This is a genomic window from Paucibacter sp. JuS9 (assembly GCF_044043925.2).
GTDB lineage: Bacteria > Pseudomonadota > Gammaproteobacteria > Burkholderiales > Burkholderiaceae_C > JAUASW01.
Window position 1 is genome coordinate 4,293,951 of sequence record NZ_CP194172.1, and the last position, 22,229, is coordinate 4,316,179.

The 22,229-nt window shown below is 60.5% G+C and carries 30 protein-coding genes; 8 read left to right on the forward strand and 22 right to left on the reverse strand.

Annotation, left to right across the window (positions count from 1 at the left end):
• Positions 1–12: 12 nt before the first annotated feature.
• Positions 13–654, reverse strand: a complete 642-nt coding sequence (locus tag ABT392_RS19100; protein ID WP_334279704.1) for an MBL fold metallo-hydrolase — start codon at positions 652–654, stop codon at positions 13–15.
• Positions 655–946: 292 nt separating this feature from the next.
• Here ABT392_RS19100 and ABT392_RS19105 point away from each other — a divergent pair, with 292 nt between their 5' ends.
• The 4 genes from ABT392_RS19105 (at position 947) to ABT392_RS19120 (ending at position 4,014) form a co-directional block, all read left to right on the forward strand.
• Positions 947–1,411 carry an Rrf2 family transcriptional regulator gene (locus ABT392_RS19105; RefSeq protein ID WP_334279705.1) on the forward strand — a complete coding sequence of 155 codons (465 nt, stop codon included), beginning with the start codon at positions 947–949 and terminating at the stop codon, positions 1,409–1,411.
• 87 nt (positions 1,412–1,498) lie between these two features.
• Positions 1,499–2,686, forward strand: a complete 1,188-nt coding sequence (locus tag ABT392_RS19110; protein ID WP_395384914.1) for an NnrS family protein — start codon at positions 1,499–1,501, stop codon at positions 2,684–2,686.
• 4 nt (positions 2,687–2,690) lie between these two features.
• A complete protein-coding gene (locus ABT392_RS19115) occupies positions 2,691–3,083 on the forward strand; it encodes a SirB2 family protein (protein ID WP_395384913.1) in 393 nt (130 codons plus the stop codon).
• 157 nt (positions 3,084–3,240) lie between these two features.
• Positions 3,241–4,014, forward strand: a complete 774-nt coding sequence (locus tag ABT392_RS19120; protein WP_395384912.1) for a Crp/Fnr family transcriptional regulator — start codon at positions 3,241–3,243, stop codon at positions 4,012–4,014.
• Between the two features lie 70 nt (positions 4,015–4,084).
• Here ABT392_RS19120 and ABT392_RS19125 read toward each other — a convergent pair whose 3' ends face one another.
• From ABT392_RS19125 to ABT392_RS19150, 6 genes are all read right to left on the reverse strand, one after another.
• Complete coding sequence (locus tag ABT392_RS19125; protein ID WP_334279709.1) at positions 4,085–4,576, reverse strand: ASCH domain-containing protein; 492 nt, start codon at positions 4,574–4,576, stop codon at positions 4,085–4,087.
• The gene (locus tag ABT392_RS19130) at positions 4,573–4,875 is read right to left on the reverse strand and encodes a hypothetical protein (RefSeq protein ID WP_334279710.1); all 303 of its coding nucleotides are present in this window, start codon (positions 4,873–4,875) and stop codon (positions 4,573–4,575) included. The genes ABT392_RS19125 and ABT392_RS19130 overlap by 4 nt, the downstream gene beginning before the upstream one ends.
• On the reverse strand, positions 4,872–5,141 hold the full coding sequence (locus tag ABT392_RS19135) for a TfoX/Sxy family protein (RefSeq protein ID WP_395384911.1): 270 nt from the start codon (positions 5,139–5,141) through the stop codon (positions 4,872–4,874). The genes ABT392_RS19130 and ABT392_RS19135 overlap by 4 nt, the downstream gene beginning before the upstream one ends.
• Before the next feature lie 94 nt (positions 5,142–5,235).
• Positions 5,236–5,718, reverse strand: a complete 483-nt coding sequence (locus tag ABT392_RS19140) for a hypothetical protein (protein WP_334279712.1) — start codon at positions 5,716–5,718, stop codon at positions 5,236–5,238.
• Positions 5,719–5,820: 102 nt separating this feature from the next.
• Positions 5,821–6,276, reverse strand: coding sequence for a hypothetical protein (locus ABT392_RS19145; protein WP_334279713.1), 456 nt, complete (start codon positions 6,274–6,276; stop codon positions 5,821–5,823).
• A gap of 66 nt (positions 6,277–6,342) precedes the next feature.
• Entirely contained in the window at positions 6,343–6,762 is a 420-nt protein-coding gene (locus ABT392_RS19150) for a VOC family protein (RefSeq protein WP_334279714.1), read from the reverse strand.
• A gap of 165 nt (positions 6,763–6,927) precedes the next feature.
• On the opposite strand from ABT392_RS19150, the gene ABT392_RS19155 reads away from it, so the two are divergent.
• Together ABT392_RS19155 and ABT392_RS19160 are read left to right on the forward strand one after the other, a co-directional pair.
• Positions 6,928–7,179: a type II toxin-antitoxin system Phd/YefM family antitoxin gene (locus ABT392_RS19155; RefSeq protein WP_334279715.1), complete on the forward strand. Its 252-nt coding sequence runs from the start codon at positions 6,928–6,930 to the stop codon at positions 7,177–7,179.
• Positions 7,176–7,430 carry a Txe/YoeB family addiction module toxin gene (locus ABT392_RS19160; RefSeq protein WP_395384909.1) on the forward strand — a complete coding sequence of 85 codons (255 nt, stop codon included), beginning with the start codon at positions 7,176–7,178 and terminating at the stop codon, positions 7,428–7,430. Before ABT392_RS19155 ends, ABT392_RS19160 begins: the two co-directional genes overlap by 4 nt.
• 66 nt (positions 7,431–7,496) lie before the next feature.
• Here the strand turns inward: ABT392_RS19160 and ABT392_RS19165 are convergent, their stop codons facing one another.
• From ABT392_RS19165 to ABT392_RS19175, 3 genes are all read right to left on the reverse strand, one after another.
• A complete protein-coding gene (locus ABT392_RS19165) occupies positions 7,497–7,952 on the reverse strand; it encodes a hypothetical protein (protein WP_395384908.1) in 456 nt (151 codons plus the stop codon).
• 438 nt (positions 7,953–8,390) lie between these two features.
• The gene (locus ABT392_RS19170; RefSeq protein ID WP_334279717.1) at positions 8,391–8,849 is read right to left on the reverse strand and encodes a DUF1801 domain-containing protein; all 459 of its coding nucleotides are present in this window, start codon (positions 8,847–8,849) and stop codon (positions 8,391–8,393) included.
• Between the two features lie 109 nt (positions 8,850–8,958).
• Positions 8,959–9,636 (reverse strand): AbiU2 domain-containing protein, encoded by a 678-nt coding sequence (locus tag ABT392_RS19175; protein ID WP_395384907.1) that lies wholly within the window; start codon positions 9,634–9,636, stop codon positions 8,959–8,961.
• A 635-nt stretch (positions 9,637–10,271) separates the two neighbouring features.
• Here ABT392_RS19175 and ABT392_RS19180 point away from each other — a divergent pair.
• Complete coding sequence (locus tag ABT392_RS19180; protein ID WP_334279718.1) at positions 10,272–10,466, forward strand: type II toxin-antitoxin system VapB family antitoxin; 195 nt, start codon at positions 10,272–10,274, stop codon at positions 10,464–10,466.
• On the forward strand, positions 10,463–10,864 hold the full coding sequence (vapC, locus tag ABT392_RS19185) for a type II toxin-antitoxin system VapC family toxin (RefSeq protein WP_334279719.1): 402 nt from the start codon (positions 10,463–10,465) through the stop codon (positions 10,862–10,864). Before ABT392_RS19180 ends, vapC begins: the two co-directional genes overlap by 4 nt.
• A 928-nt stretch (positions 10,865–11,792) precedes the next feature.
• Here the strand turns inward: vapC and ABT392_RS19190 are convergent.
• From ABT392_RS19190 to ABT392_RS19245, 12 genes are all read right to left on the reverse strand, one after another.
• The gene (locus tag ABT392_RS19190; protein WP_464970843.1) at positions 11,793–12,140 is read right to left on the reverse strand and encodes a DUF6968 family protein; all 348 of its coding nucleotides are present in this window, start codon (positions 12,138–12,140) and stop codon (positions 11,793–11,795) included.
• 1,584 nt (positions 12,141–13,724) lie between these two features.
• A complete protein-coding gene (locus ABT392_RS19195) occupies positions 13,725–14,051 on the reverse strand; it encodes a hypothetical protein (protein WP_395384906.1) in 327 nt (108 codons plus the stop codon).
• 120 nt (positions 14,052–14,171) lie between these two features.
• A complete protein-coding gene (locus tag ABT392_RS19200; RefSeq protein ID WP_464970844.1) occupies positions 14,172–14,564 on the reverse strand; it encodes a hypothetical protein in 393 nt (130 codons plus the stop codon).
• Between the two features lie 81 nt (positions 14,565–14,645).
• The gene (locus ABT392_RS19205; protein ID WP_395384904.1) at positions 14,646–15,296 is read right to left on the reverse strand and encodes a hypothetical protein; all 651 of its coding nucleotides are present in this window, start codon (positions 15,294–15,296) and stop codon (positions 14,646–14,648) included.
• Positions 15,297–15,381: 85 nt separating this feature from the next.
• Positions 15,382–15,708, reverse strand: a complete 327-nt coding sequence (locus ABT392_RS19210) for a hypothetical protein (protein WP_395384903.1) — start codon at positions 15,706–15,708, stop codon at positions 15,382–15,384.
• 66 nt (positions 15,709–15,774) lie between these two features.
• Positions 15,775–16,167, reverse strand: a complete 393-nt coding sequence (locus tag ABT392_RS19215) for a hypothetical protein (protein ID WP_395384902.1) — start codon at positions 16,165–16,167, stop codon at positions 15,775–15,777.
• Between the two features lie 972 nt (positions 16,168–17,139).
• On the reverse strand, positions 17,140–17,451 hold the full coding sequence (locus ABT392_RS19220; RefSeq protein ID WP_395384901.1) for a DUF5076 domain-containing protein: 312 nt from the start codon (positions 17,449–17,451) through the stop codon (positions 17,140–17,142).
• Positions 17,452–18,009: 558 nt separating this feature from the next.
• Positions 18,010–18,489, reverse strand: a complete 480-nt coding sequence (locus tag ABT392_RS19225) for a nuclear transport factor 2 family protein (protein WP_464970845.1) — start codon at positions 18,487–18,489, stop codon at positions 18,010–18,012.
• A gap of 143 nt (positions 18,490–18,632) precedes the next feature.
• Positions 18,633–18,914: a hypothetical protein gene (locus ABT392_RS19230; RefSeq protein WP_395384900.1), complete on the reverse strand. Its 282-nt coding sequence runs from the start codon at positions 18,912–18,914 to the stop codon at positions 18,633–18,635.
• A 439-nt stretch (positions 18,915–19,353) separates the two neighbouring features.
• Positions 19,354–19,905 (reverse strand): hypothetical protein, encoded by a 552-nt coding sequence (locus ABT392_RS19235; protein ID WP_395384899.1) that lies wholly within the window; start codon positions 19,903–19,905, stop codon positions 19,354–19,356.
• Positions 19,906–20,660: 755 nt separating this feature from the next.
• Positions 20,661–21,119, reverse strand: coding sequence for a DUF1801 domain-containing protein (locus tag ABT392_RS19240; RefSeq protein ID WP_334279717.1), 459 nt, complete (start codon positions 21,117–21,119; stop codon positions 20,661–20,663).
• Positions 21,120–21,625: 506 nt separating this feature from the next.
• Positions 21,626–22,201 carry a hypothetical protein gene (locus ABT392_RS19245; protein ID WP_395384898.1) on the reverse strand — a complete coding sequence of 192 codons (576 nt, stop codon included), beginning with the start codon at positions 22,199–22,201 and terminating at the stop codon, positions 21,626–21,628.
• Between the last annotated feature and the right edge of the window lie 28 nt (positions 22,202–22,229).

Here is a 22,229-nt window from a genome sequence, read left to right on the forward strand (position 1 = left end):
GCCAGGCGCGGCTCAGGTGCCGCGCACATAGGGGTTGGTCCGCCGCTCGGTACCGAAGCTGCTCTCCGGGCCATGGCCGGGAATGAAGACCGTCGCGTCCCCCATGGGCCAGAGCCGCTCTGTGATCGAGCGGATCAGCGTGGCATGGTCGCCGCCCGGGAAGTCGCTGCGGCCCACGCCGCCGGCAAACAGCACGTCGCCGACGAAGGCACGCCCGGCGCTCTCGGAATGAAAGACCACATGGCCCGGCGTGTGGCCGGGGCAATGGCGCACGTTCAAGGTCTGCTGGCCGATCTGCACCTGGTCGCCGTCAGCCAGCCACTGCGTGGGCTTGAACGGCTCGACCGCCGGAAAGCCGAACATCGCGCTCTGCTGCGCCAGGCCGTCGATCCAGAACTGGTCGCCAGGATGCGGGCCGATGATGGGCAGGCCTTTCGTGCGCGCGAGCTCGCCGGTGCCGCCGGCATGGTCGATGTGCGCATGGGTCAGCCAGATCGCCTTCAATGTGAGCCCCTGGCGCGCAACGAAGTCCAGCAACTTCGGCAGCTCGCCACCAGGGTCGATCACCGCCGCGTCCAGCGTTTCATCGCACCAGACGACGGAGCAGTTCTGCTGGAAGGCGGTGACGGGCAGGGTCTTGTATTGCAGGGCCATGGCGTGATTGTCCCCGCAAGCCCCCGCCTTGCCCTCAAGCTCTTTGATTCGAATCAACGCAGAAGGACATCCTGCTTTTACAATAGATGCATTGCCAATGCACCTTCATTGCCTCAGTAGCAAGCCATGAAGTGCGACTGCAGGCTGTGGCCTCTGCTCGACCTCTTCTCCGTCCTGTCGTTCGGTGGCCTCGGAGGGCAGATCTATCTGTCTGGCGGCCAGCGGCACGCAACGCCACCGGCAAGACCTGATCGAGAAAGAATGGATGGGGCCCTGTGCCCCCGTCAGCATCATGAAGCTCACCGCATTCACCGACTACAGCCTGCGCGTGCTGATGTTCCTGGCCGCTGATCCTGATCGCCGGGCCACGATCTCGGAAATCGCGGCGGCCTTCGAAGTGTCAGAACATCACCTGACCAAGGTCGTGCACTTCCTGGCTAGGAGCGGTTGGATCTCGACGCTGCGCGGCAAGGGCGGCGGCATGCTGCTGGCGATGCCGGCTGGCGAGATCTGCATTGGCCGCGTGGTGCGCGACACCGAAGGTGCAGCAATGCCAGCCGAGTGCTTTTCGGATGCCCAGAGCAATTGCGCCATCGTCGCCTGCTGCCAGCTCAAAGGCGTGCTGGCCGAAGCAGTCAACGCCTTCTACGCTGCGCTCGACGGCTACACCTTGGCCGACATCACGCGCAACAAGACCCGACTGGCAAACGTCCTGCATTTCCAGACACTGGCGAAGCAGGCGGGGACGCCCAGATGAGCGCCGCCAGCTATCCGTATGCCGGCCCGGAGGCCCCGCCCACACATGGCGGCGCGTGCACGCCTCCATAACAAAGACCTGATCGCCATGCCCTTGATACAAATCCATGAACCGCGCGTGCAGGTGCAACGCCGCTTCGCGCTTTTCGAGCTCGGCTTCCGGCCGTTCTACCTGCTGGCCAGCGCCTTCGCCGCCTTGTCGATTCCGCTCTGGACCTTGCAGTTCTCGGGCCTGCTGCCACATGCCTATCTGGCCGGCCCGATCTGGCATGCGCATGAGATGGTGTTCGGCTTCACGCTCGCGGTCATCGTCGGCTTCCTGTTCACCGCGGGCAAGAACTGGTCGAACCTGCCGACACCGACCGGCAGATTCCTGGCCGCGCTCGCGGCGCTGTGGCTGGCGGCCCGCGTCTTGGTGCTGACACCCTACGCGGGGCTGGCCGCTGCCTGCAATATCGCCTTCCCGCTCGCGGCCGCGGCCTGCCTGGCCCTGCCTTTCTACCGCTCGGGCAATCGCCGCAACTACTTCTTCGTGGGCCTGCTGCTGTTGATCGCTGTGGCGGCCGGCGTGGTCCACTTCTCGCAGATGCAGCTGACGCAGCAAGGCCCGTTGCTGGGCATCCAGGTCGCGCTGGACGTGGTGCTCTTCATCATGGCGGTGATGGGCGGGCGCGTCATCCCGATGTTCACCAACAACGGCATTCCGGGCGCCGGCGCGACCAGGCATGTGGGCACCGAGCGCGCCGCACTGGGCCTCACCCTGGCCCTGCTTGCCGCTGATGTCATTGGTTTGAACAGCCTGACTCTCGCCGTGATCGCCGCGCTGGCCAGCGCGGCCCAGCTCTGGCGCTGGCTGCAGTGGCGGCCCTGGAAGACGCTGAAGACGCCGCTGGTCTGGGTGCTGCACCTGGCCTATCTGTGGATTCCGATCCACCTGTTGCTGCGCGCGCTGGGCCTGCTCGGCCACGTGGCGCCAACGCTGGCCACCCATGCGCTGACGGTGGGCGCCGTGGGCGGGCTGATCATCGGCATGATGACCCGCACCGCGCGCGGGCATACGGCGCGACCGCTGCTCGCGGACAGGTACGACACGGCCAGCTATGTGCTCGTGGCCCTGGCAGCCCTGGTGCGCGTCACGGTGCCGCTCATCCAGCCCTCGCTGCTGATGACCGCAGTGCAGGGCTCGGCCGTGCTCTGGTCGGCAGGCTTCGGGCTCTATGCGATCCGCTACTGGCCAGTGCTCTCGCGCCCCCGCCTCGACGGCCGCCCGGGATAAGCCCATGGACTACTTCAGCGTCAAGCTCATCCACCAAGGTGCAGTCGCGCTCTCGCTGACCGGCTTCTTCGCGCGCGGCGCCGCATCGCTCATGGGCGCTGGCTGGGTGAACCAGCCGCCGGCGCGAACGATTCCGCACATCGTGGATTCGGTGCTGCTGCTCTCGGCGCTGGTGTTGGCCTCGATGATCAAGGCCTCACCCGAGACCGCGCCCTGGCTGCTGGCCAAGATCATCGGGCTGCTGGTCTACATCGGCCTGGGTGTCGTGGCACTACGGCCGGGCAGACCGCGCTCCGTGCGACTGCTGGCCTGGCTGGCGGCCCTGTTGAGCGCGGGCTGGATTGTCTCGGTGGCACTCAGCAAGAGCCCGCTGGGCTTCTTCGGCGCCCTTGCTTAGCCGAGCGCGCCTGGCCGAGCGGGCAGGTTGCGTGGCCCCGCCCGAATCTGCAGATTCGCTGACGGCCATCAAAGTTGAGTGATTTGCTTGGTTGATGTGGGGCAATCCCATGCGCCCGGCAATCCGCGAGAGTTGAACCGGCAATAGGGGAACTCTCATGACTCAACACACGGCTTCAGCCTCTGGCAATCCATTCGCTCGCTCGCACGACTTCAATCTGCCGGCGCCGGAACGCGCCGGCCCCGACTCGGTGAGAGAGGCGCTCAAGCGGGCCTTCGCGCCGGCCTTCATCGAGGACGAGGAGCTCGATGCGCTCGCGCAGATTGCAGCGCGCCACAGCTTTGCGGCCAAGGTGCCCATCCTGCGCCTGAACAGGCATGCGGGCGCGGCATGGCTGCTGGCGCATGGCCAGGCCTCCATCGGCTACTGGGACGAGCAGCAAACCTGGCATCAGACGCGCACCGTGCGCTCCGGAGCCTGGCTGGATGTGTGCAGTGCCTGGCTGCGTGGGCCCTACCTGGAGTCGGCCGTGGCGGCGACCGACGCAGTCGTCTACGAGTTTCCCGCGACGCGGGTGGAAGATGTCTGCACGCAGCATCCGCGGCTGTACCGGCTGATCCTGGCCAGCATGGCCGAGCGCGTAAAGCACGAGACCCAGGCCAAACGCGATCTCGCCAGCAAGGACGTGCTCGGCCGCCTGGCCGGCTGGATCCTCAGCTCCGCCTCGCCGTCGCCCGAAGGCCCGCATGTCGTGCTGGCGCAGCGCAAAAACCTGCTGGCCTCCGAGCTGAGCACCTCGCCAGAAACGCTGTCGCGCAGCCTGGCGCGGCTCCGGACGCTGGGCTGCATCGCCACACGAGGCTACCGCATCGACATCCTCGATGAGCAGCGGCTGCGGGAGACCGCTCGCAACATGGAATCGCTCTCGTGATGACGGGTGACACGCTCGCAGCAGGCAAGCCAGCTGACTCTTGCCGGCGCCAGTCGACACCAGGAGCTGGTCAGACCGAGCTGATTGAAGGCCGATAGACAAGCTTGAACCGCTCACAGGCAACAAGCATGTCTTCGCTGAACTGACGGCCTGCCCGTGAGCATTCGCGGGTGAAGTACTGTCTGTGCGCTTCTCGCCAGAACGACAACGAGCCATCCCCTTCACCTTCTGTGGCTGCAAACTCGGCGCTGACTTCGTTGAAGGGCACAAGCTCGACCGCTTCGGTTTCAATGATGCACAGAGGGCTGCCAGCCCAGTTCGTGACGATACTCAGATCGCCTGGAACGGGAAGTCGTTTGCCCTCCCCTTCACAGGACCATACCGACGCCGCTGTTGCGCGCTTGACGCCCCGCAGCACGAGTGCGGCTAGCTCATTCGCCAGTTCCTCACTATCGCCGAAGATGCATGCCTCGTAGAAGCGCGCAGTTTCAATGCCACCGATGGAGTTGGAGAAAGCACTCCAGAAGTCGACCAGGTGCGAAGGTATGTGCGCGGTTGTCACGGAGCCAATCGGATGCAGAGTTTCTTGTCCACGACGAGATCGGCAGCCTTCCGGTACGCGCAGGCGTACTCGTCCCATGCTGCATCGCGTTTCTCAGCGGGTACAGCCGGTGCATTCAGGTGCAAGGGAACGCCTTCCTTGACTCTGCTCACTCGATACTCAACCACCTGACCGCCGCGGGCGCGACAGTCCTGAGCCCAGTTCGAGCCTTGGCTTTGACTCTGCGCCTGTCCTGAGCTCGCGACGGCAAGGGCCATGAGAACCAGCCTGGATAGTGCGGTGCCTTTGAGAGTTTTCATGAATGTCCATCACGCTCGTAGTCCTCAAGGGCCAACAGAAGGCTTGTTCGATGCTCGCGCGCAACCTGTTGCCACGGAATCCCCAAGATCGCGCCCTCCAAAGCCCAAAGCAAGTTCAAGCTCGCATTTGCGCCAGCACGCTTGACCTGGCAGAACGCAGGCACCGCACCCAACTCCTGCAGCTTCGCAAGGCTCGTAATTCCCGCCTGGGCAAGCATCTGCTCTGACTTGGGACCGATATTGGGCAGGTCTGCTGCGCGACGCATGAGCGGATTTCCAATGCTTACCGTTGAAGATGCGCGTCACCCGGCGGCCTGAAAACGCGAGTCGGCTTGAGCAACTGCTTGGACGCCTGCACGCTCAGCGAACGCGGGAGAAGTAGTTCTTGCGCAGCACCGGGCGGCCGTCCGCACCAAAGTAGGCAACTGTTTCAATCATCGAAGCGCTGTCGGCTTGGACTGCGTAGATTCGGGTCGACGCGGGAATGCCGTTCTTGCCCAATTGCATGATCAGGACATCAGGCCTCGGCATGAGGGTTGCGGAGATATCAGCCTCGAAGTTTGATTTCACCGGCGTTGGCGTGCCGTCCAGCGGTGTGATGCCCTCGGCCTCCATGCGATTCCCAGCTGGATCAACAACCTCAACTTTCATCTTCACCTGCTCTGAACCTGATTCCGAGAAGGTGATCATGACGCTCTTGGGTCGGGCGGCGGGAGCCATCGGCAGCCGGGACGTATCGACGGACCAGGAGCCAATCAGGGGTGTATCGAGCTTCGCGTCGGCCGCCGACACTGACTGCGCGAGGGTGGCGATGAACAGGAGGGTGGTGAGGATGGGCTTCATGGTATGACGATACAGGGTCCGGTGAAGTTGAATCGTAGAAGCCGCGAACTCGGTCTGCTGACGCGAGACGGCTCGAGCGGCTGGCTGGGCCGCATGGCATGACTACAAGTGGTTCGCATACCAAACCAGCAGCGGTATGAAGCACAAGCCGAGCAAACCGTACAGCAGGAAGTTTCCGGTACGCGGATCGAAGTCGGGCCAGATCTTTGCCCAAGATTTACGCAAAAGCCACATGCCAAGGGCGATGTCAAATCCAGCCATGAACCCAGCGAGGCCGATACCCAAGACCAGATGAGCACCCGGCGACTGCAGCCCGATTTCTGGCACCAAGAGCCAGCAGATTGCAGATGCAAGGCATGTGCCTGTCAGAGCGCTCAGCTTCAGTGCCCGCTCCTTTCCGATGCGCGGAACGACGAGCGTGGTCCTGGCGATCCCATGCAGTGTCTCGGCACCTGCGAGAACGACACAAAGAGCAGCGATGCGAACTAGCGCGTCATATCCCATGGTGAGCTTGCATTCTGTGGCCTGTCGTTCGACATGAGCGTCTGTCTCCGGCATGCCAAGCATGCCGGAGAACACCGATCGATGCAGGGGTTGCCGACGGGAGCTGGATCGAGCGAACGGCTACGCGTTTTCGTTGACGCTGGCCTCTCCCTCTTCAGCATGACAGGCAATGCAGAGCTTGTTTCCATCTGGATCTCGGAAGTAGGCGCCATAGTAGTCTTGGTGGTACTGGGGCCTCAAGCCTGGCTCCCCCTCGGAAGTGCCCCCGTTAGCCAACGCCAGTAGATAGGCGCGGCGCACGCCCGCTCGACTTGTAGCCAAGAATGCTGTCATGTGACCGTTGCCAGCGTGAGGCGGTTGATTGTCATAAGGGGTGCCAATGAGGAACAGGGGTCTTGGATTCCCCTGCGATTGCCATCCAGCCCAAGGACGACTGCGATCGCAGAAGCGCAGCTCAATGCCTAGAGCCGCCATGAGCGGTACATAGAAATCAAGCGCTCGATCAAAGTCGCTAACGCCAATGAAGATGTGCGAGAACATGGCGCAAGGGTAGTTGGAACTTGAAGCCTAACCTTGAAGCTGCGCCGCGAGCGGCGGCTTGCCGACGCGAGTCGGCTCGTGCGACTGGTTGGGCGTCTTGACCAGAGCCTTAGACAACCCGACGTTGAGTGCGTACAATAATGCGTACAACAAAGGAGCCCTGCAATGGATGCGATTACCTACTCGGCCGCCCGCGCCAACTTGGCCAGCACCATGGATCGAGTTTGCAATGATCATGAGGCCCTCATCATTACGCGAAATGGTGAGCAGTCAGTGGTGATGCTGTCACTCGAGGACTTCCAGGCCATGGAAGAGACTGCGTATCTGCTTCGCAATCCGGCGAACGCCAAGCGCTTGATCTCGGCGGCGGCGCAATTGAGCGCCGGCCAAGGCGTTGAGCGAGAACTGACCAAGTGAAGCTGATCTTTGCTGATGAGGCATGGGAAGACTATCTCTACTGGCAGAAGCAAGACCGCAAGATGGTTGACCGCATCAACAAGCTGATTCGAGAGATCCAGCGAGAGCCATTTGAAGGTATCGGCAAACCTGAACCGCTCAAGCATGCGCTCTCAGGGTTTTGGTCTCGCAGGATCACCGACGAGCATCGCGTGGTCTACAAGGTCGAAGGCGATGCTCTTCTGATCGCACAACTCCGATATCACTACTAAGACGCCCAACGTTGAAGCTGAGCCGCGAGCGGCGGCTTGCCGACGCGAGTCGGCTCGAGCGACTGGTTAGGCCAGCCGCTCATTACGCCACTGCAGCAAGACACCAGCACATAGGCCAAATACCCAGACCGCTACCCACGCAAGCAGAAGCACCGGCGCGAGCATGAACGGCACAGGAAGTGGAATCCAGTACGCAAGCAAGAAGAGCGCAACCGCAACCAACAGAGCCAGCATTGCGAAGGACCGGCGCGGGCCAAACCAGGCACCAACCATTCCGGCCAATAGGGAAATGACGAAGCACACTGGATAGAAGATCGTCCAAGCTGTGTTTCTGCTGCTGTAGAGGTATGCAGACCACCCCGCCGGCGAATCCATGACGGCCGACCAGAAGCGATCAGCCAGCGCGATAGAGCCCGTGAACAGGGCGTACACCCCAATCAGCGAAACGGCGGCGGCAATTCCACCCAACCATAGGCCGCGTGGCCTCGAATCAATAGCGTGCATTTCTCCCCCTGTATTCATTGAATTGTGAGCCTAACGATGAAGCTAAGCCGCGAGCGGCGGCTTGCCGACGCGAGTCGGCTTGAGCGGCAGGTTGTACCGAGCCGCCTCGAAGCGCCCGCCGTGGCGAGCGCCAGATGCTAAACGGAGCAACACCCACGTGGCACAAGCCCGAGGCGGCAGGCCCGTGCTTGACCATGCGGGCCGCCGCGCAAAGAGAACGAAGCGCCGACCGATCTTCGCCACACGGCCACGACCACTGGCACCACGCGGACCAGCGGCAGCGACCGAGCTGCGCCAAGCCGCGCCGCAAAAAGAACTTGTGCCTTCGCAAACGGCCAACTGGATTTGACGCGAACGACGAACCATCCTCACTTGGCCTTCCCTAAGCCTGCGGTACAACGTTGAAGCTGAACCGCGAGCGGCGGCCTGCCGACGCGAGTCGGCTCGAGCGACAGGTTAGGCCGCATTCTTCGCTTTGCTAGCAGCGGTCGACTTGTTCACTGCTATGGCGGCCTGAATGAGTGCTTTCAATGCATCCTCGTCAAGACTACAACCTGCGGGGAAGTCGATTGCCCGCCGCACGTTCCCATCGAGACTCGAGTTGAACAAGTTCGCAGGATCCCTGACGGAAGCGCCTTTCGGAAAGGTGAGCTTGACAGCGTTCTTGTAGCTTTCGCCAGTGCAAATGATGCCGTGGCAGGCCCAAACGGGAGTGTTCCACTTCCACTCCTCCGTAATTCCTGCATCGGCGCTCCTAATCACGCGCCTCAGGCGAGACAGCAGTTCGCCTCGCCAATCTTGAAGTTCCCCGATTCGGGCGTCAATCAGCTCGGATGCTGGCTTTGCAGCGTCTTCAACCGGTGTGGTCTTAGGAAATCTCTTAGCCGGAGCGGAAGAGTTCTTGGGCGCTGTCATGTGTGGCTCCCGTAGCTTGTGCTTTTCATGGCGTGACGGCTTTGCGGCCTAACGTTGAAGCTGAGCCGCGGACGGAGGCTTGCCGACGGACGTCGGCTCGAGCGACAGGTTAGCCGTCTCCGTGCTGAGTGCGCGAGCGTTCAACGGCTTGAGAAACTGAAGAAACAACATAGCGGTAGTCGTCATGGCCAAGCATCTGGCGAGAGTATGTAGAAGCGGCGAACAAGCTGGAATAGCGATTCAGTATCGTGTGCGCCCGATCCAGCAGCCTTTCAAGTACATCGACAGGTACGCCATCAGGGGCGAGTCCAGTGACGGCCGCTCGGGCACTCCGGTGGGCACCGATGCTGTTGCGGTGGCGCACAAGAAGGTTTACGTCGGGGTCAGTCGCCATGCAAAGCGCGATATCTGCCTTAAGTTGGTCTGGGTCCGGCGAGCGCGAACACTCGGCCAAGCTTTCGGCAAACGGATTGCCCGCAAGACGCTTCTTGAATTCTTCGGGCTCAAACAGGTGCAGATTGGCCTCAATTGTTTTGAGCCAACTTAGGAGATGCAATGACCTCTGCTCTTGATCGAATGCCCTCGACAGAAACTGCAGCGCTGTGAAGGTGTGAGCATTGAAGGTTAGATGCCAGAAAGTTGCAGACTGCTCATACACACAGCGGCTTTCTCCAATTGCGGCGTGAACACCAACGTATAGGCGCCAGTGAATGTTGGCGCTCTCAACGTCATATGCGAGCGCCTCGATGAGGCGCTTGAATTCTTCCGCTGAAGCGACCTTGATCATTGAGACGGCTAACGTTGAAGCTGAGCCGCGAGCGGCGGCTTGCCGACGCGAGTCGGCTCGAGCGACAGGTTAGGCGTCGCGTTCATTGCGAGCAAACGCCAAACCGACAAGAAGTGCACCAGCGGGGGCAGATAGTGCCCAGACAACCAGTTCCCAAGTAGCGCTCCTTCCCGGAAACTGAGCAAAAGCAGTGGCCGCCACACTGACAAGTACAAGGCTTGCGACTAGCCACTTCGACTTCGACCACGCAAGTAGGCAAGCCACGGCCCCACCGAAGCCAAAGGCCAGCAGCCGAAGTATTGAATCCTCCCGCCAATACGATGCACCAGCAATGCGGTAGTAGGGATCCGAGCTCGACGACGCACTGTTGAGCCAGTCAAAGGCAGCTATTGGAATGATGCTCTCCAGCAGGAGATGCGTTCCAAGCGCAACAACAAGTGCGACGAACGAAACGAACCAAGTAGAGCCGGTGAAATGCAATCGAGTCGGCATTTGACGCCTAACGTTGAAGCTGAGCCGCGAACGGCGGCTTGCCGACGCGAGTCGGCTCGAGCGACTGGTTAGATTCCGGCGCATTGCCGAGACCTGCCCAGCAGAAGATAGAATGTGTATTCGAACTCAAAGGAGTACACACAATGCGAACCAACATCGAGATTGACGACAAGTTGATGAACGATACGTTGCGTGCGACGGGCTTGAAGACAAAGCGCGAAGCTGTGGAACTTGGGCTGCGCACCGTGCTTCTGTTGCGCCAGCAGGAAAAGATACGCCAACTTCGCGGCAAAGTGACCTGGGAAGGTGACTTGGGCGCAATGAGAACCGACAAGTGATTCTTGTCGATTCCAGCGTCTGGATCGACTACTTTCGAGGCGCGGCAACGGCGCAGACCGAGAAGCTCGATAGCTTGCTCGGACGTGAGCCACTGGCAATTGGCGATTTGATCCTGGCCGAGGTCTTGCAAGGGTTCGTGAGTGATCGCGATTTCAATCAAGCCAAGAAGCTTCTCGACTCGCTGGAAGTTGTGGAACTTGGCGGCAAGGACATTGCGATCCAAGCGGCGAAGAATTTCAGAACACTGCGCGCTCTTGGCTTCACCGTGCGCAAGACCATTGACACGATCATCGCCACGCGATGCATCGAAGGCGGATACACGCTTCTTCATTCCGACCGCGACTTCGAACCCTTCGTGAAGCATCTCGGCCTTCGCAGTGCAGTTCAAGGAATCTAACGGTGAAGGTAAGGGGCGGACCACGGCGGCACGGCCAGCGCAAGGCGGACCACCGGCACCCGCCGTGGGACGTCCCGCTTGACCGGCAGGTTGTGCAGAGCCACTTCGAAGGCACGGCCGCTGCGGTCGCGAGATGCTAGCCGGAGCAACACCCACGTGGCAGACGGCTGAGGCGACAGGCTGGTACTTGAACATGCGGACAGCCCGCGCAAGGAGAAGCGAATGACACCCGACTTGGCCACACGGCCACGATCACTCGCGCCACGCGGCGCAGCGGCGGCGATCGAGCTACGCCAGGCCGCGCCACAAGGAAAACTTGTGCCTCCGCAAACGGCCAACTGGCTTTGACGCGAACGACGAACCATCCTCACTTGGCCTCTTGGCAGCCTGATGCACAACGTTGAAGCTGAGCTGCGAGCGGCGGCTTGCCGACGCGAGTCGGCTCGAGCGACTGGTTAGGTCTCGGGCTCTTGCTGGCCACACGGCCAACCGGAGGCAGCGGCAGGAACCGCCAGCTTAGGCAAGCGACACGACCTGACTAACCGGAAGAACCAGACTCGCGCGAGGAACGCCCCGCATTTGGATTTGAGTTAGACGGGCCTGGCCTGCGGCCCAGCGATTGCGTCTTAGCACTGACTCGCGCAGACCACTCAACTGACTGACTGCCAGGCGCAGCACTGCGGCGTGAAACGCCAGCAACCAACTGGCAAGGAATGGTGAACGAAGGCACGGCCTCTAGCGGCTGTTCGCACGATGCCTCCGGCATGGTGCGCTGGACCGAGCCGCGCGTTGGCGGGGCGGACCTGAAGCATCGCGCTTCGCAAACCGAGCGCATTGACCGATGAAGTGGCATTGCCTTCCTGAGACCTAACGTTGAAGCTGAGCCGCGAGCGGCGGCCTGCCGACGCGAGTCGGCTCGAGCGACTGGTTAGGGCGCACTGGTTGCCCCCAAGCTGCCGAACGCTACTGAGAGATTCTTGGCATCCAGCCTAGACGCTGGCGTCTCTGGATATGCAAGGTGCTCGCCCTTCTCTATGAGGTGACCCAGACGCACTGAAACAAGCCCAATGGCCAGGCTCAGTGCCTGCATTGAAGTCTCTCCCGCTACATCCGGGTATCGGCCATCCAGTCCTTCAAGCTCCGCGGGGCAAACCCAACCACCATCTCCGGCCAGGTACGGTGTACCGACTCGCGCATGCAGTGGCTTGGAGCTGCCATCGGGCTGCATCCACACAAACTCCTCAGCTGCGATAAAGGCCGGATCTAGCTTTTGCATTTGGTGCGCTCTAACGTTGAAGCTGAGCCGCGAGCGGCGGCCTGCCGGCGCGAGTCGGCTCGAGCGACTGGTTAGGTCGCATGGTATTCACATGGGCGGGCGAGGAAAGCCACGATGAAAGAACCAGTCTGTTGCGAAGAAGATTGCTGGAACAACGAGCAAGCAAGACAGCAAGTGAACTGCAAGTGTCCTTCCCGAGAGCCTGATCCACTCTCGGTAGATGAACGGAGCAACGCCAACGATTAGCCATGCGAGCATTGCTACGTCCGGAACGATTCCACTGAGTCGTATCCAAAGCTCAATGAATTCGCTCTTCCCGCCTCCGACGTTGAGCCAGTTGTACTTGTACGAGACGAACGTCCAGAAAGTAGCCAACGCGTATACGGTCAGATGCCCAGACCAGAGTACGTACTCGCGCTGACTCGTATTCATGAGACCTAACGGTGAAGGTAAGGGGCGGCCCACGGCGGCACAGCCTGCGCAAGACGGCCCACCGGCGCCCGCCGTGGGACGTCCCACTTGACCGGCAGGTTGTGCAGAGCCACTTCGAAGGCACTGCCGCTGCGCACGCGAGATGCGAAACGGAGCCACACCCACGTGGCAGACGGCTGAGGCGACAGGCTGTTGCTTGAACATGCGGGCCGCTGCGCCATGAGAACCGCATGACGCCCGACCTTGGCCACACGGCCACTATCACTGGCGCCACGCGGCGCAGCGTCGGCGATCGAGCTGCACCAAGCCTCGCCGCAAGGAGAACTTGTGCCTCCGCAAGCGTCCAACTGGCTTTGACGCGAACGACCAACCATCCTCACTTGGACTCCCGGCAGCCTGATGCACAACGTTGAAGCTGAGCCGCGAGCGGCGGCCTGCCGACGCGAGTCGGCTCGAGCGACTGGTTAGGTGGCTCGCTCGATGCAATCGGATACCTCAAATCAACGGTCACGCGGCGGCAACGGCTTGTTGCTGAAAGCATATGGGTCGACCTTCAGAATTTCAGATACCGAGCCAGGTGGATTAACGCGCACAAACTGCAAGCTGCTCGGGACCATGCATGCTCCCTCCTGCGGAAGGGTGTCGCAACAAACCTGGTGGGTAACCACGTAGTCCCGCCCTTTGATTCGGCATGCGTCCGTCGACTGCTGCTCTGTGATCAAGGTTGCCCACTTTCCCACCTTCCAAGTCTGCCAGGGCGTGTGCGCTGCTGCGCTCCACTTACCCCTTGGCGGTAAAACCTCGAGGAACTCCACCTCCAACAATGAGCCCACAAACCTGCTTGATGGAACATCTACCGCCTGGTCCTTCTGACCAGAAGACGGATATAGGTCTCCTAATCGAACTGGTGATGGCTTTAACTCAACAGCCCGGCATGACCAGATCTTTACGCGTGCATAGGCGTCTGGGTAGATGGTGCACTCCGCCTTCGACTGTGCCGAGAATGCGGCGGTCACTACACCGGCCGTCAGTCCTAGAAGCGATCGCCGTACAGAATGCATGTGGTGATTAATCATCGCAGTCACTGCAACCTAACGTTGAAGCTGAGCCGCGAGCGGCGGCCTGCCGACGCGAGTCGGCTCGAGCGACAGGTTAGGCTGCACTCTTGCTCCGACCGCTAGTGCTAGCGGAGAACCGCTTGCTGCCAATGCCAATCCAGACGACGACGCACAGGACAGACAGCGGAATTGCGAAGATCAGCGGCACCCCAAGCACCGGGTTCCAGTAGGTAACTGCAGCGCAGCAAGCCGCTACTGCTGCAGGGACAAACATCCGCGTTCCAACGTAGCGATTGAACTGCGCTGCATCGCCGATGGTTCGATAGTCAATCGTATTGAGCAGTGGCCTGGCCCCAGCAAATCGGAATGCAAACGCACACAGCAGCAGAATTGCTGTGACCAATAGATGCGCTTCGAACATGCTCACCCCCTCGGTTCAAGAGCGTCAGATCGTGCCATAACTCAATGCTTCCGTGCAGCCTAACGTTGAAGCTGAGCCGCGAGCGGCGGCTTGCCGACGCGAGTCGGCTCGAGCGACAGGTTAGCCATCATGGGCCTCCGCAAGCACCTTGAGCGCGAGAAACCCGAAGGATTGCCCCGTGCCCCGCTGCCCGGACTCCACGGCCATCGATGACGTGACATCAAGGAACCGTTCAACTTCTTGTAGTTCACCACTCTCGCGCGAGAGTGAAACTTGAAACTCAATGAACCTTCTCGCTGAAGTTAGCCAGAGCCCGGCCACAAGTTGGCCTCCTTGATCTGGAATCTCCGTAAGGCGAACAAGCAATCCGGAATCTGCGTCCATCCGATTCGCCCGAAGGATGGCGTGGAGCCAAGCGAACCCAGCTGCGCCTTGGGAGAATTTCTCCGCCGCCGCACGAATCCCGGCCTCGACTGAAGCGTTCTGCTGTTGGACGCTGCGCTGCATTGACATGATGGCTAACGTTGAAGCTGAGCCGCGAGCGGCGGCTTGCCGACGCGAGTCGGCTCGAGCGACTGGTTAGCCATCTCGCACCTACAGATAGTCATCAAGAAGTTCACGAACACCTTCGATTGCCTGCCCAATGTCCTTGAGATCAAGCTTGTCCCATTCCGCGTGGAGGGCTGAGTTCCTTACGCCGGCATATGACTTGATCCGCTTCGCCTTCACAGTCGTAAATACTTCTGCATTTACCAACTGATCGATCAGAGGTTCCAATGAGGCGCCGCTAGCGGCAATTCCGTTCTTCTGTGCGATGCGCTTCACGGTGTCTTCAAGGACGGACGAGACAAGTATCGCGGCCTCCCTCACCTTCCCCGATTTATGGAAAGATGAGGCATGGTCCAAAAAGTCATCAAATGCGGTTGCAAATACTTGGTACTCCAGCTTCGCTAGCAGTCCGGAATTGGCCTCGTCTCGCACGGAGCGAAGCACGCCAAGGACCTTCTCAAAGACGGTGAGCGGAATGCCACTCTTCAAATTCTCATGGGTCGCGAGTCGGTCCATCTCAGCGTGATAGAAGCTCTTCGGCGGCGCGATCTGAAGAATGGCATTTGCAGCGGAGGTCATCCATGCCTGAGCCTGCGAGATCTCCTTAATCCAGTAGTCGTCACCTCTGTAGCTTCTAAGGATGGTGTTGCCTTGATCTAGCAACTCATCAATCCGTTTAAGCACCTGCTCTTGCATGGCGAACGATCCTTGATTTGATGGCTAACGTTGAAGCTGAGCCGCGAGCGGCGGCTTGCCGACGCGAGTCGGCTCGAGCGACTGGTTAGACCTCTCGTTGACTAGCATTCCAAAGCTCCCAAATTGATTCGGCAATTGCCTGGTAGTTGCTACTCGGTCCTACCTCGTCAGCATCGAACCAACGGCAAAATTCTTCGTGAACGATCTGCTGCACATCCTGAGCGGATCCGGCGCCATCAAGCCGAGGAAGAATAGTTTCCGCCTCTGAATCGTATTCATCAGTGTTCGTCTTGTAGTTGAGGTCGATAGGATCCGCCTCAAACAGGATGCGCGACACGCGCTCAAGCAGATCCCCGTACTTCGCGCGAAGGGAATCTCGCTCTCGCAGCATTGCTTCTTGCTCGGATGACATGAGGTCTAACGTTGAAGCTGAGCCGCGAGCGGCGGCTTGCCGACGCGAGTCGGCTCGAGCGACAGGTTAGGCAGCACGCAACTCAACCTGGTTGGGTGAACCTGATGGCCGCAAATCAACAAGCCCATGAGAGCGTTCGAAGTGTGCATTGATGTTCTCCAATGTCTTTGCATCGGCTCGGCTTCCAACGGCTTTGATCTCGGCCTCATGCCAGCGACAAAGCGTAAGGCCTTGGTCCTTGTTTCGAATAGCGGCAAACCTCTCGACAGAGAGAGGCCACTGAACCGCGTAGCGGAACGCCGAGAACGGCTCATAGAAGGATTCGACCCAGAGCTGCCCGCACTCATCGCAACGCACAAGGGCGATCTGATTTCCAGCCGCCATTTCCCTCAGCGTCGGGTACGGCGGACCAATTGCCCAAAGTTTGCATTTCTCACCGTGGCAGTTCTCGCAGGTCATGGTGATGCCTAACGTTGAAGCTGAGCCGCGAGCGGCGGCCTGCCGACGCGAGTCGGCTCGAGCGACTGGTTAGACCACGGGCCAGCCACCTGCTCGCGGATTGTGCCCAGCACTTGCACCAGCTTCTCTCGCTTTCGAGGCGATTTGAGCTCAGCAGGCAACCGACTCAACCAATGGCTGTTTGGGCCTACCGGCAACTTCCGACGTAAAGCTAGCTGCCGCGAGGTGGGAAGCGGCTTGCGCGACAGAACCTCAATGAAGTGGTCCAACTGAGCCAATGCGCTGAATTGAAGTTCGTGAGACTCGAACTCCACGCGGAGGACTGCATAGCCGAGATGAGGAATTGCAACTGGAGCAGGAGGGTCGCAGGCTTCGCTCGTTCCAGGAACGGGCACGTGCACCCAGAACGCTACAGGCGCAGTTCGCCAGTCTTTCTCATACGTGAAATGGAACGCTGGCTTCATTTCGAGTGGTCTAACGATGAAGGTAAGGGGCTGACCACGGCGGCACGGCCTGACCCAAGCGGACCACCGGCGCCCGCCGTGGGCAGTCCCACTTGACCGGCAGGTTGTACAGAGCCACTTCGAAGGCGCGGCCGCTGACAACGCGAGATGCTAAACGGAGCAACACCCACGCGGCAGAAGCCCGAGGCGACAGGCGCGTGCATTGCCATGCGAGCCTCCGCGCCAAGAGAACGGAAGAGCGACCGACCATTGCCACGCGGCCACTACGACTGGCGCCATCTGGAGCCACCGCGGCGACCGAACTGCGCCAGACCGTGCCACAAAGAGAACTCGTGCCTCCGCAAGCGGCCGACTGGCTCTGACGCGAACGACGGACCATCCTCACTTGGCCTCCCGGCAGCCTGCTGTACAACGTTGAAGCTGAGCCGCGAGCGGCGGCCTGCCGACGCGAGTCGGCTCGAGCGACTGGTTAGACCGCAAGTCCTTGCGAAGGAACACGGGCCGCGAACTACGAATGACCGACATGAAACTCCCCTACGCAGCTCGAAGTTGGCAGGTCCAGGTCACTGTTGAGGGATGCGACCACCGCAGCCATTGTTTCCACCGCAGGCGTTCCGCGCTCCTCGGCCACGGCATTGCCGATGTGCCTAACCAGGTCGGCGAGAAGGATGCCCCAAGCTTTGGCTTCAGTGTGGCCATTCCCATCAAAGAACCCAATGTTCAGCGTGCAGTGGAGCCCGTTCTCCGCGATCCAGGCGCTGAGCATTTGAATTGAGCGTTCATCACGCTGCGCGGCCGGCGGGATAACGAGTGGCTTCATGTGCGATGGCGAAGGTCTACTGTGTTCTTGCGGTCTAACGATGAAGGTAAGGGGCGGCCCACGGCGGCACGGCCTGCGCAAGGCGGACCACCGGCACCCGCCGTGGGACGTCCCGCTTGACCGGCAGGTTGTGCAGAGCCACTTCGAAGCATCGGCGGTAGCGAACGCGGGATGCCAACCGGAGCAACACCCACGTGGCAGACGGCTGGGGCGCCTGGCTGGTTCTTGACCATGCGGCCCGGCGCGCAAAGAGAACGATGCCGCGCCCAACCTTGGCCACGCGGCCACGACGATTGGCGCCACTTGGACCAGCAGCGGCGACCGAACTGTGCCAAGCCGCGCCACAAAGAGAACTGCGGCCTAGGCAATTGGCCGAGCGCTGCTCACGCGTAAGACGAACCATCCTCACTTGGACTCCCGGCAGCCAGATGCACAACGTTGAAGCTAACCGGCCCGCGGCGGCAGGACGCGGCTGGCCGAGAATGAAATGACGGCCAGCCGTGGCATGCCGATGCGGGTCCGGTTGAGCGAATGGTTAGGCTCTCGCATTCTGCGGCGCTACGGCTTGAAGTTTGAGACATTCCCGGTGCGCTGCCATTTGCCCGCACGCTTCTCGTATAGCTCTATCCAGGCGCTCGTGAACTCGATGGGTACTTCCTCACCCGAGGATGTCTTCTGCCTACCGCGCGCAGTGACTTGAACAACCACCCAGCCAAGCGTTGAATCCGCCGACACTGAGACCACTGGTTCGACCAAGTCTCTGTATTCAGAGAACGTACTCGCTCTGAGGTATGTGCCTAGGCGCTCCCGGCGTTGCTGAAGTGTTGGTCTGGTTATCTCGCCTCGACTTGCCACAACATAGTCGGCTGATTCGTCTTCCAGCAGTATCTCGACATTGCTCTCTCGGTGAGCGCGTAACACCTTCTCATGCAGCGCACGAACTTCGGCGACCGCTGCGGTGGTAGCCGTAAGCCCCTGGGAAACGGCGATAGCGGGAACGATCCAGAAAAGAACCGCGAGTAGGTTTGATGCGCGCATGGGGTAAGGTGGGTTGGTGGGTTTGCGAGCCTAACGTTGAAGCTGAGCCGCGAGCGGCGGCTTGCCGACGCGAGTCGGCTCGAGCGACTGGTTAGGCCGCGCTCGTGCAGCACAACCCACCCGTTCAACTTGAATTTGCAAAGTCATTGAGTTGAATCAGTCTTGATGATGTTGAGCAGCCCGTATGGTGATCCGCAGCACCATGCGTTGGTCAGGCCTCTTAGAGCAACTGGCGCATAGATTCCATATGGATCTTGTTCAATTTCTTGCACAAGTTGGACTAGACGTTTGGCGCCCAGGCCAAAGACGACTCCAGGCTCCAAGGATTTGGCCCAGGCAATCTGTGCAGTGCGCACGCTTGGCGCTCGAAGCTGGCTGATATAGGTGCCGCCGCGGTAGTCCAACACAACGGTAAACATGGGCATTTGCGAGGCCTAACGTTGAAGCTGAGCCGCGAGCGGCGGCCTGCCGACGCGAGTCGGCTCGAGCGACTGGTTAGGGCTCAACCGCATGGCCCGAGCTCCAGTGCTTGAAGAAACATACGGCCGTATTCTCCAACTGAAGCGGGAGTGCTCGGATAGAACGGGGCCGTCGCTGCCTCGATCACGAAGTAGCCCGCTCCAAGAAGCAGCAAGAAGATCGCCTTACGACGCATGGAGTGCAGCACACTGCTTGGCATAGCGACCGCCGCGACGCCAACCGCAACAGCAATGACTCCGAAGGCACTCTTGTGCCACGCATAGCCGCCACAAGAGAAGAGCCCAAAGTAGATTGCGCCTGCAGCCACCACCATTGCTGCGGCTGCGGCTACGGAGCACCCGGCAAGATCAGAAGTGGCAGGAGAGCGTTGCACGACCTTGAGCCCTAACGTTGAAGCTGAGCCGCGAGCGGCGGCTTGCCGACGCGAGTCGGCTCGAGCGACAGGTTAGGCCGCGCTCTCAGGTAGGGTGATCGAATGGCCTCGGCAAACAGACCAGCGTCGTGCGCGTGCTGTAGCGCCGCCGGGCACAGCCTAGGCAAGCCAAGGTATACGTAGAAGTCGTACCCGAAATGAATGTACGCAACGCCTGGGCGGACAAGCTTGGCCCAAACGCGCTCGCGCAACGCCAGCTTCGAGAACGCTACGCACTCGCCTAGGTTCAGATCTCTGCCAGCCTCGACGAACGGCGGCAAGGCGCCAGTTCCGTAGTCCTCTAGACCGGCGATGCGAAGGCTTGCAATGCCTGACTCCGCCAAGAAGCTGGCAAGGGAAGTCAGATACGCTGATTCAACTCGAAGGTACTCCTCCTCGCAGAGCGTCACACCGGCAAACGATCGGCCAACGTCAGAGTAGGAAGTCCATTCATCGAGCATGTACGCGCCATTCGGCTCGCGCAATTCTGGGTTGTACTTCGTAAGTCGGAACTGGTAGCGCATGTGGCGTATTTCGAGGCCTAACGTTGAAGCTGAGCCGCGAGCGGCGGCCTGCCGACGCGAGTCGGCTCGAGCGACAGGTTAGGCCGCGGGTTCAATTGCATTTGTCTGCTGCCGCCATGTAGGCGATTACGAAGATCGATAGCAGGCTACCACCGGCATTTGGCCCTAGACAATCCGGCTTCACGCTACGCGACATACTCGAGGCGAGTCGTTCAGATTGGGCGATTGGCTTGTCGCCAACGTATGCACCGCTTGCATCCGCCATGCGCCGAATCTCGCTCTTGCTGGCTCTCGCAGCACGTTCCACAACTGAAGCATCCAGACGCAAGGGGCCACTGGGTTGCAGATCGGGCGGAATGGCCGAGCCGGAATCTGGGATGCGTGCAACTTGCTCCGACTCTGTCGGCACGATGGGAGGGTGCTCTTCCTCGACCTTGTGCGGTGCCGCTGTCCGAAGGCTCGCAAATACGGTGCGTGCGTTGAGCCCTATACGTGAGTTAGCTTGATGGGCCTGGGAACTTACCGACAGAACTGGAATGAGGATCGTCCGAGCCGAGGGCCCAAGTGAAGCCTTGTTCGGTCGGTAAAAGTGCATCCCGATCAAGGGCAATGCCGTCAGCGTAACCGCCAAGACCGCAGCAACGATCTGACTCGGGCGACTCTTCGCAATGAGCATCTGTTCCCTGACTGCGGCCTAACGTTGAAGCTGAACCGCGAGCGGCGGCCTGCCGACGCGAGTCGGCTCGAGCGACAGGTTAGGCCGCATTCTTCGCTTTGCTAGCAGCGGTCGACTTGTTCACTGCTATGGCGGCCTGAATGAGTGCTTTCAATGCATCCTCGTCAAGACTACAACCTGCGGGGAAGTCGATTGCCCGCCGCACGTTCCCATCGAGACTCGAGTTGAACAAGTTCGCAGGATCCCTGACGGAAGCGCCTTTCGGAAAGGTGAGCTTGACAGCATTCTTGTAGCTTTCGCCAGTGCAAATGATGCCGTGGCAGGCCCAAACGGGAGTGTTCCACTTCCACTCCTCCGTAATTCCTGCATCGGCGCTCCTAATCACGCGCCTCAGGCGAGACAGCAGTTCGCCTCGCCAATCTTGAAGTTCCCCGATTCGGGCGTCAATCAGCTCGGATGCTGGCTTTGCAGCGTCTTCAACCGGTGTGGTCTTAGGAAATCTCTTAGCCGGAGCGGAAGAGTTCTTGGGCGCTGTCATGTGTGGCTCCCGTAGCTTGTGCTTTTCATGGCGTGATGGCTTTGCGGCCTAACGGTGAAGGTAAGGGGCGGACCACGGCGGCACTGCCTGCGCAAGGCGGACCAACGGCGCCCGCCGTGGGACGTCCCGCTTGACCGGCAGGTTGTGCAGAGCCACTTCGAAGGCACGGCCGCTGCGAGCGCGAGATGCCAAACGAAGCCACACCCACGTGGCAGACGGCTGAGGCGACGGCTGGTACTTGAACATGCGGGCCGTCCGCGCAGAGAGAAGCGAATGACGCCCGGCTTGGCCACACGGCCAAGAACTCTGGTGCCATGCGGCGCAGCGACGGCGATCGAGCTGCGCCAGGCCGCGCCACAAGCAGAACCTGTGCCTTGGCAAACGGCCAGCTGGATTTGACGCGAGCGACGAACCATCCTCACTTGGACTCCGGGCAGCCTGATGCACAACGTTGAAGCTGAGCCGCGAGCGGCGGCTTGCCGACGCGAGTCGGCTCGAGCGACTGGTTAGGCGGCGGGGTAGGCATGGTACGAAGCGGTTGGGGAGCGAAGGAGATCTCCCCAAAGCGCCCAAGTATTCTGATCTGGCGATGTTGCCCCGAACGCCCAAAGCTCGGCGATTTGCAACGGTGGAATGGCAAGCGCAGAAGGATCAAAGGAGATTGCACGATTCAAATGGATTGCGACCACAAGTTCACTAGAGCTGGTGTATTGCCCCAACCCAGAAATGATGTCCTGTAAGGTGGCGGCAGGAGCTGTAGCTTCAGGCGGAAGTTCCTTAAGCTGCACCGGGGCAAAGCACGCTTGGTCTTGAGCCGACCAAGCAGCTACGAAGTCGTAGTCTTGCTTTTCGCCAGGAGCAAGGCCCACTGTGGTACCCATCCGCTGCCCCGCGAGATAGCAAAAGATTGCTGCCTCACGCAGCTCGCGCTCCGCCTTCAGCTTATTCGTCCGCAAGTTTCGAACTCGCTCCGGTGTAGCTGACGCAGACAACTCCAGCTCGAACTTCCGCAGACGGACAAGGAACGGCCGCGGGTCACGGTACTCAAGTTTGCCGAACGTGCGCAGGGCGATGGACTGCATGAGCCGCCTAACGTTGAAGCTAACCGGC

Coding starts and splice junctions, on each gene's coding strand:
- ABT392_RS19195 (WP_395384906.1), bottom strand. CDS start 14,051: ATGTTCGAAGCGCATCTATTGGTCACAGCAATTCTGCTGCTGTGTGCG.
- ABT392_RS19140 (WP_334279712.1), bottom strand. CDS start 5,718: ATGAAGCCCATCCTCACCACCCTCCTGTTCATCGCCACCCTCGCGCAG.
- ABT392_RS19110 (WP_395384914.1), top strand. CDS start 1,499: ATGCCCTTGATACAAATCCATGAACCGCGCGTGCAGGTGCAACGCCGC.
- ABT392_RS19200 (WP_464970844.1), bottom strand. CDS start 14,564: ATGTCAATGCAGCGCAGCGTCCAACAGCAGAACGCTTCAGTCGAGGCC.
- ABT392_RS19215 (WP_395384902.1), bottom strand. CDS start 16,167: ATGACCTGCGAGAACTGCCACGGTGAGAAATGCAAACTTTGGGCAATT.
- ABT392_RS19100 (WP_334279704.1), bottom strand. CDS start 654: ATGGCCCTGCAATACAAGACCCTGCCCGTCACCGCCTTCCAGCAGAAC.
- ABT392_RS19155 (WP_334279715.1), top strand. CDS start 6,928: ATGGATGCGATTACCTACTCGGCCGCCCGCGCCAACTTGGCCAGCACC.
- ABT392_RS19235 (WP_395384899.1), bottom strand. CDS start 19,905: ATGCGCTACCAGTTCCGACTTACGAAGTACAACCCAGAATTGCGCGAG.
- ABT392_RS19105 (WP_334279705.1), top strand. CDS start 947: ATGAAGCTCACCGCATTCACCGACTACAGCCTGCGCGTGCTGATGTTC.
- ABT392_RS19210 (WP_395384903.1), bottom strand. CDS start 15,708: ATGTCATCCGAGCAAGAAGCAATGCTGCGAGAGCGAGATTCCCTTCGC.
- ABT392_RS19135 (WP_395384911.1), bottom strand. CDS start 5,141: ATGCGTCGCGCAGCAGACCTGCCCAATATCGGTCCCAAGTCAGAGCAG.
- ABT392_RS19225 (WP_464970845.1), bottom strand. CDS start 18,489: ATGCGCGCATCAAACCTACTCGCGGTTCTTTTCTGGATCGTTCCCGCT.
- ABT392_RS19170 (WP_334279717.1), bottom strand. CDS start 8,849: ATGACAGCGCCCAAGAACTCTTCCGCTCCGGCTAAGAGATTTCCTAAG.
- ABT392_RS19115 (WP_395384913.1), top strand. CDS start 2,691: ATGGACTACTTCAGCGTCAAGCTCATCCACCAAGGTGCAGTCGCGCTC.
- ABT392_RS19130 (WP_334279710.1), bottom strand. CDS start 4,875: ATGAAAACTCTCAAAGGCACCGCACTATCCAGGCTGGTTCTCATGGCC.
- ABT392_RS19240 (WP_334279717.1), bottom strand. CDS start 21,119: ATGACAGCGCCCAAGAACTCTTCCGCTCCGGCTAAGAGATTTCCTAAG.
- ABT392_RS19220 (WP_395384901.1), bottom strand. CDS start 17,451: ATGAAGCCACTCGTTATCCCGCCGGCCGCGCAGCGTGATGAACGCTCA.
- ABT392_RS19230 (WP_395384900.1), bottom strand. CDS start 18,914: ATGCCCATGTTTACCGTTGTGTTGGACTACCGCGGCGGCACCTATATC.
- ABT392_RS19180 (WP_334279718.1), top strand. CDS start 10,272: ATGCGAACCAACATCGAGATTGACGACAAGTTGATGAACGATACGTTG.
- ABT392_RS19150 (WP_334279714.1), bottom strand. CDS start 6,762: ATGTTCTCGCACATCTTCATTGGCGTTAGCGACTTTGATCGAGCGCTT.
- ABT392_RS19145 (WP_334279713.1), bottom strand. CDS start 6,276: ATGCCGGAGACAGACGCTCATGTCGAACGACAGGCCACAGAATGCAAG.
- ABT392_RS19205 (WP_395384904.1), bottom strand. CDS start 15,296: ATGCAAGAGCAGGTGCTTAAACGGATTGATGAGTTGCTAGATCAAGGC.
- ABT392_RS19120 (WP_395384912.1), top strand. CDS start 3,241: ATGACTCAACACACGGCTTCAGCCTCTGGCAATCCATTCGCTCGCTCG.
- ABT392_RS19165 (WP_395384908.1), bottom strand. CDS start 7,952: ATGAATACAGGGGGAGAAATGCACGCTATTGATTCGAGGCCACGCGGC.
- ABT392_RS19175 (WP_395384907.1), bottom strand. CDS start 9,636: ATGATCAAGGTCGCTTCAGCGGAAGAATTCAAGCGCCTCATCGAGGCG.
- ABT392_RS19190 (WP_464970843.1), bottom strand. CDS start 12,140: ATGCAAAAGCTAGATCCGGCCTTTATCGCAGCTGAGGAGTTTGTGTGG.
- ABT392_RS19245 (WP_395384898.1), bottom strand. CDS start 22,201: ATGCAGTCCATCGCCCTGCGCACGTTCGGCAAACTTGAGTACCGTGAC.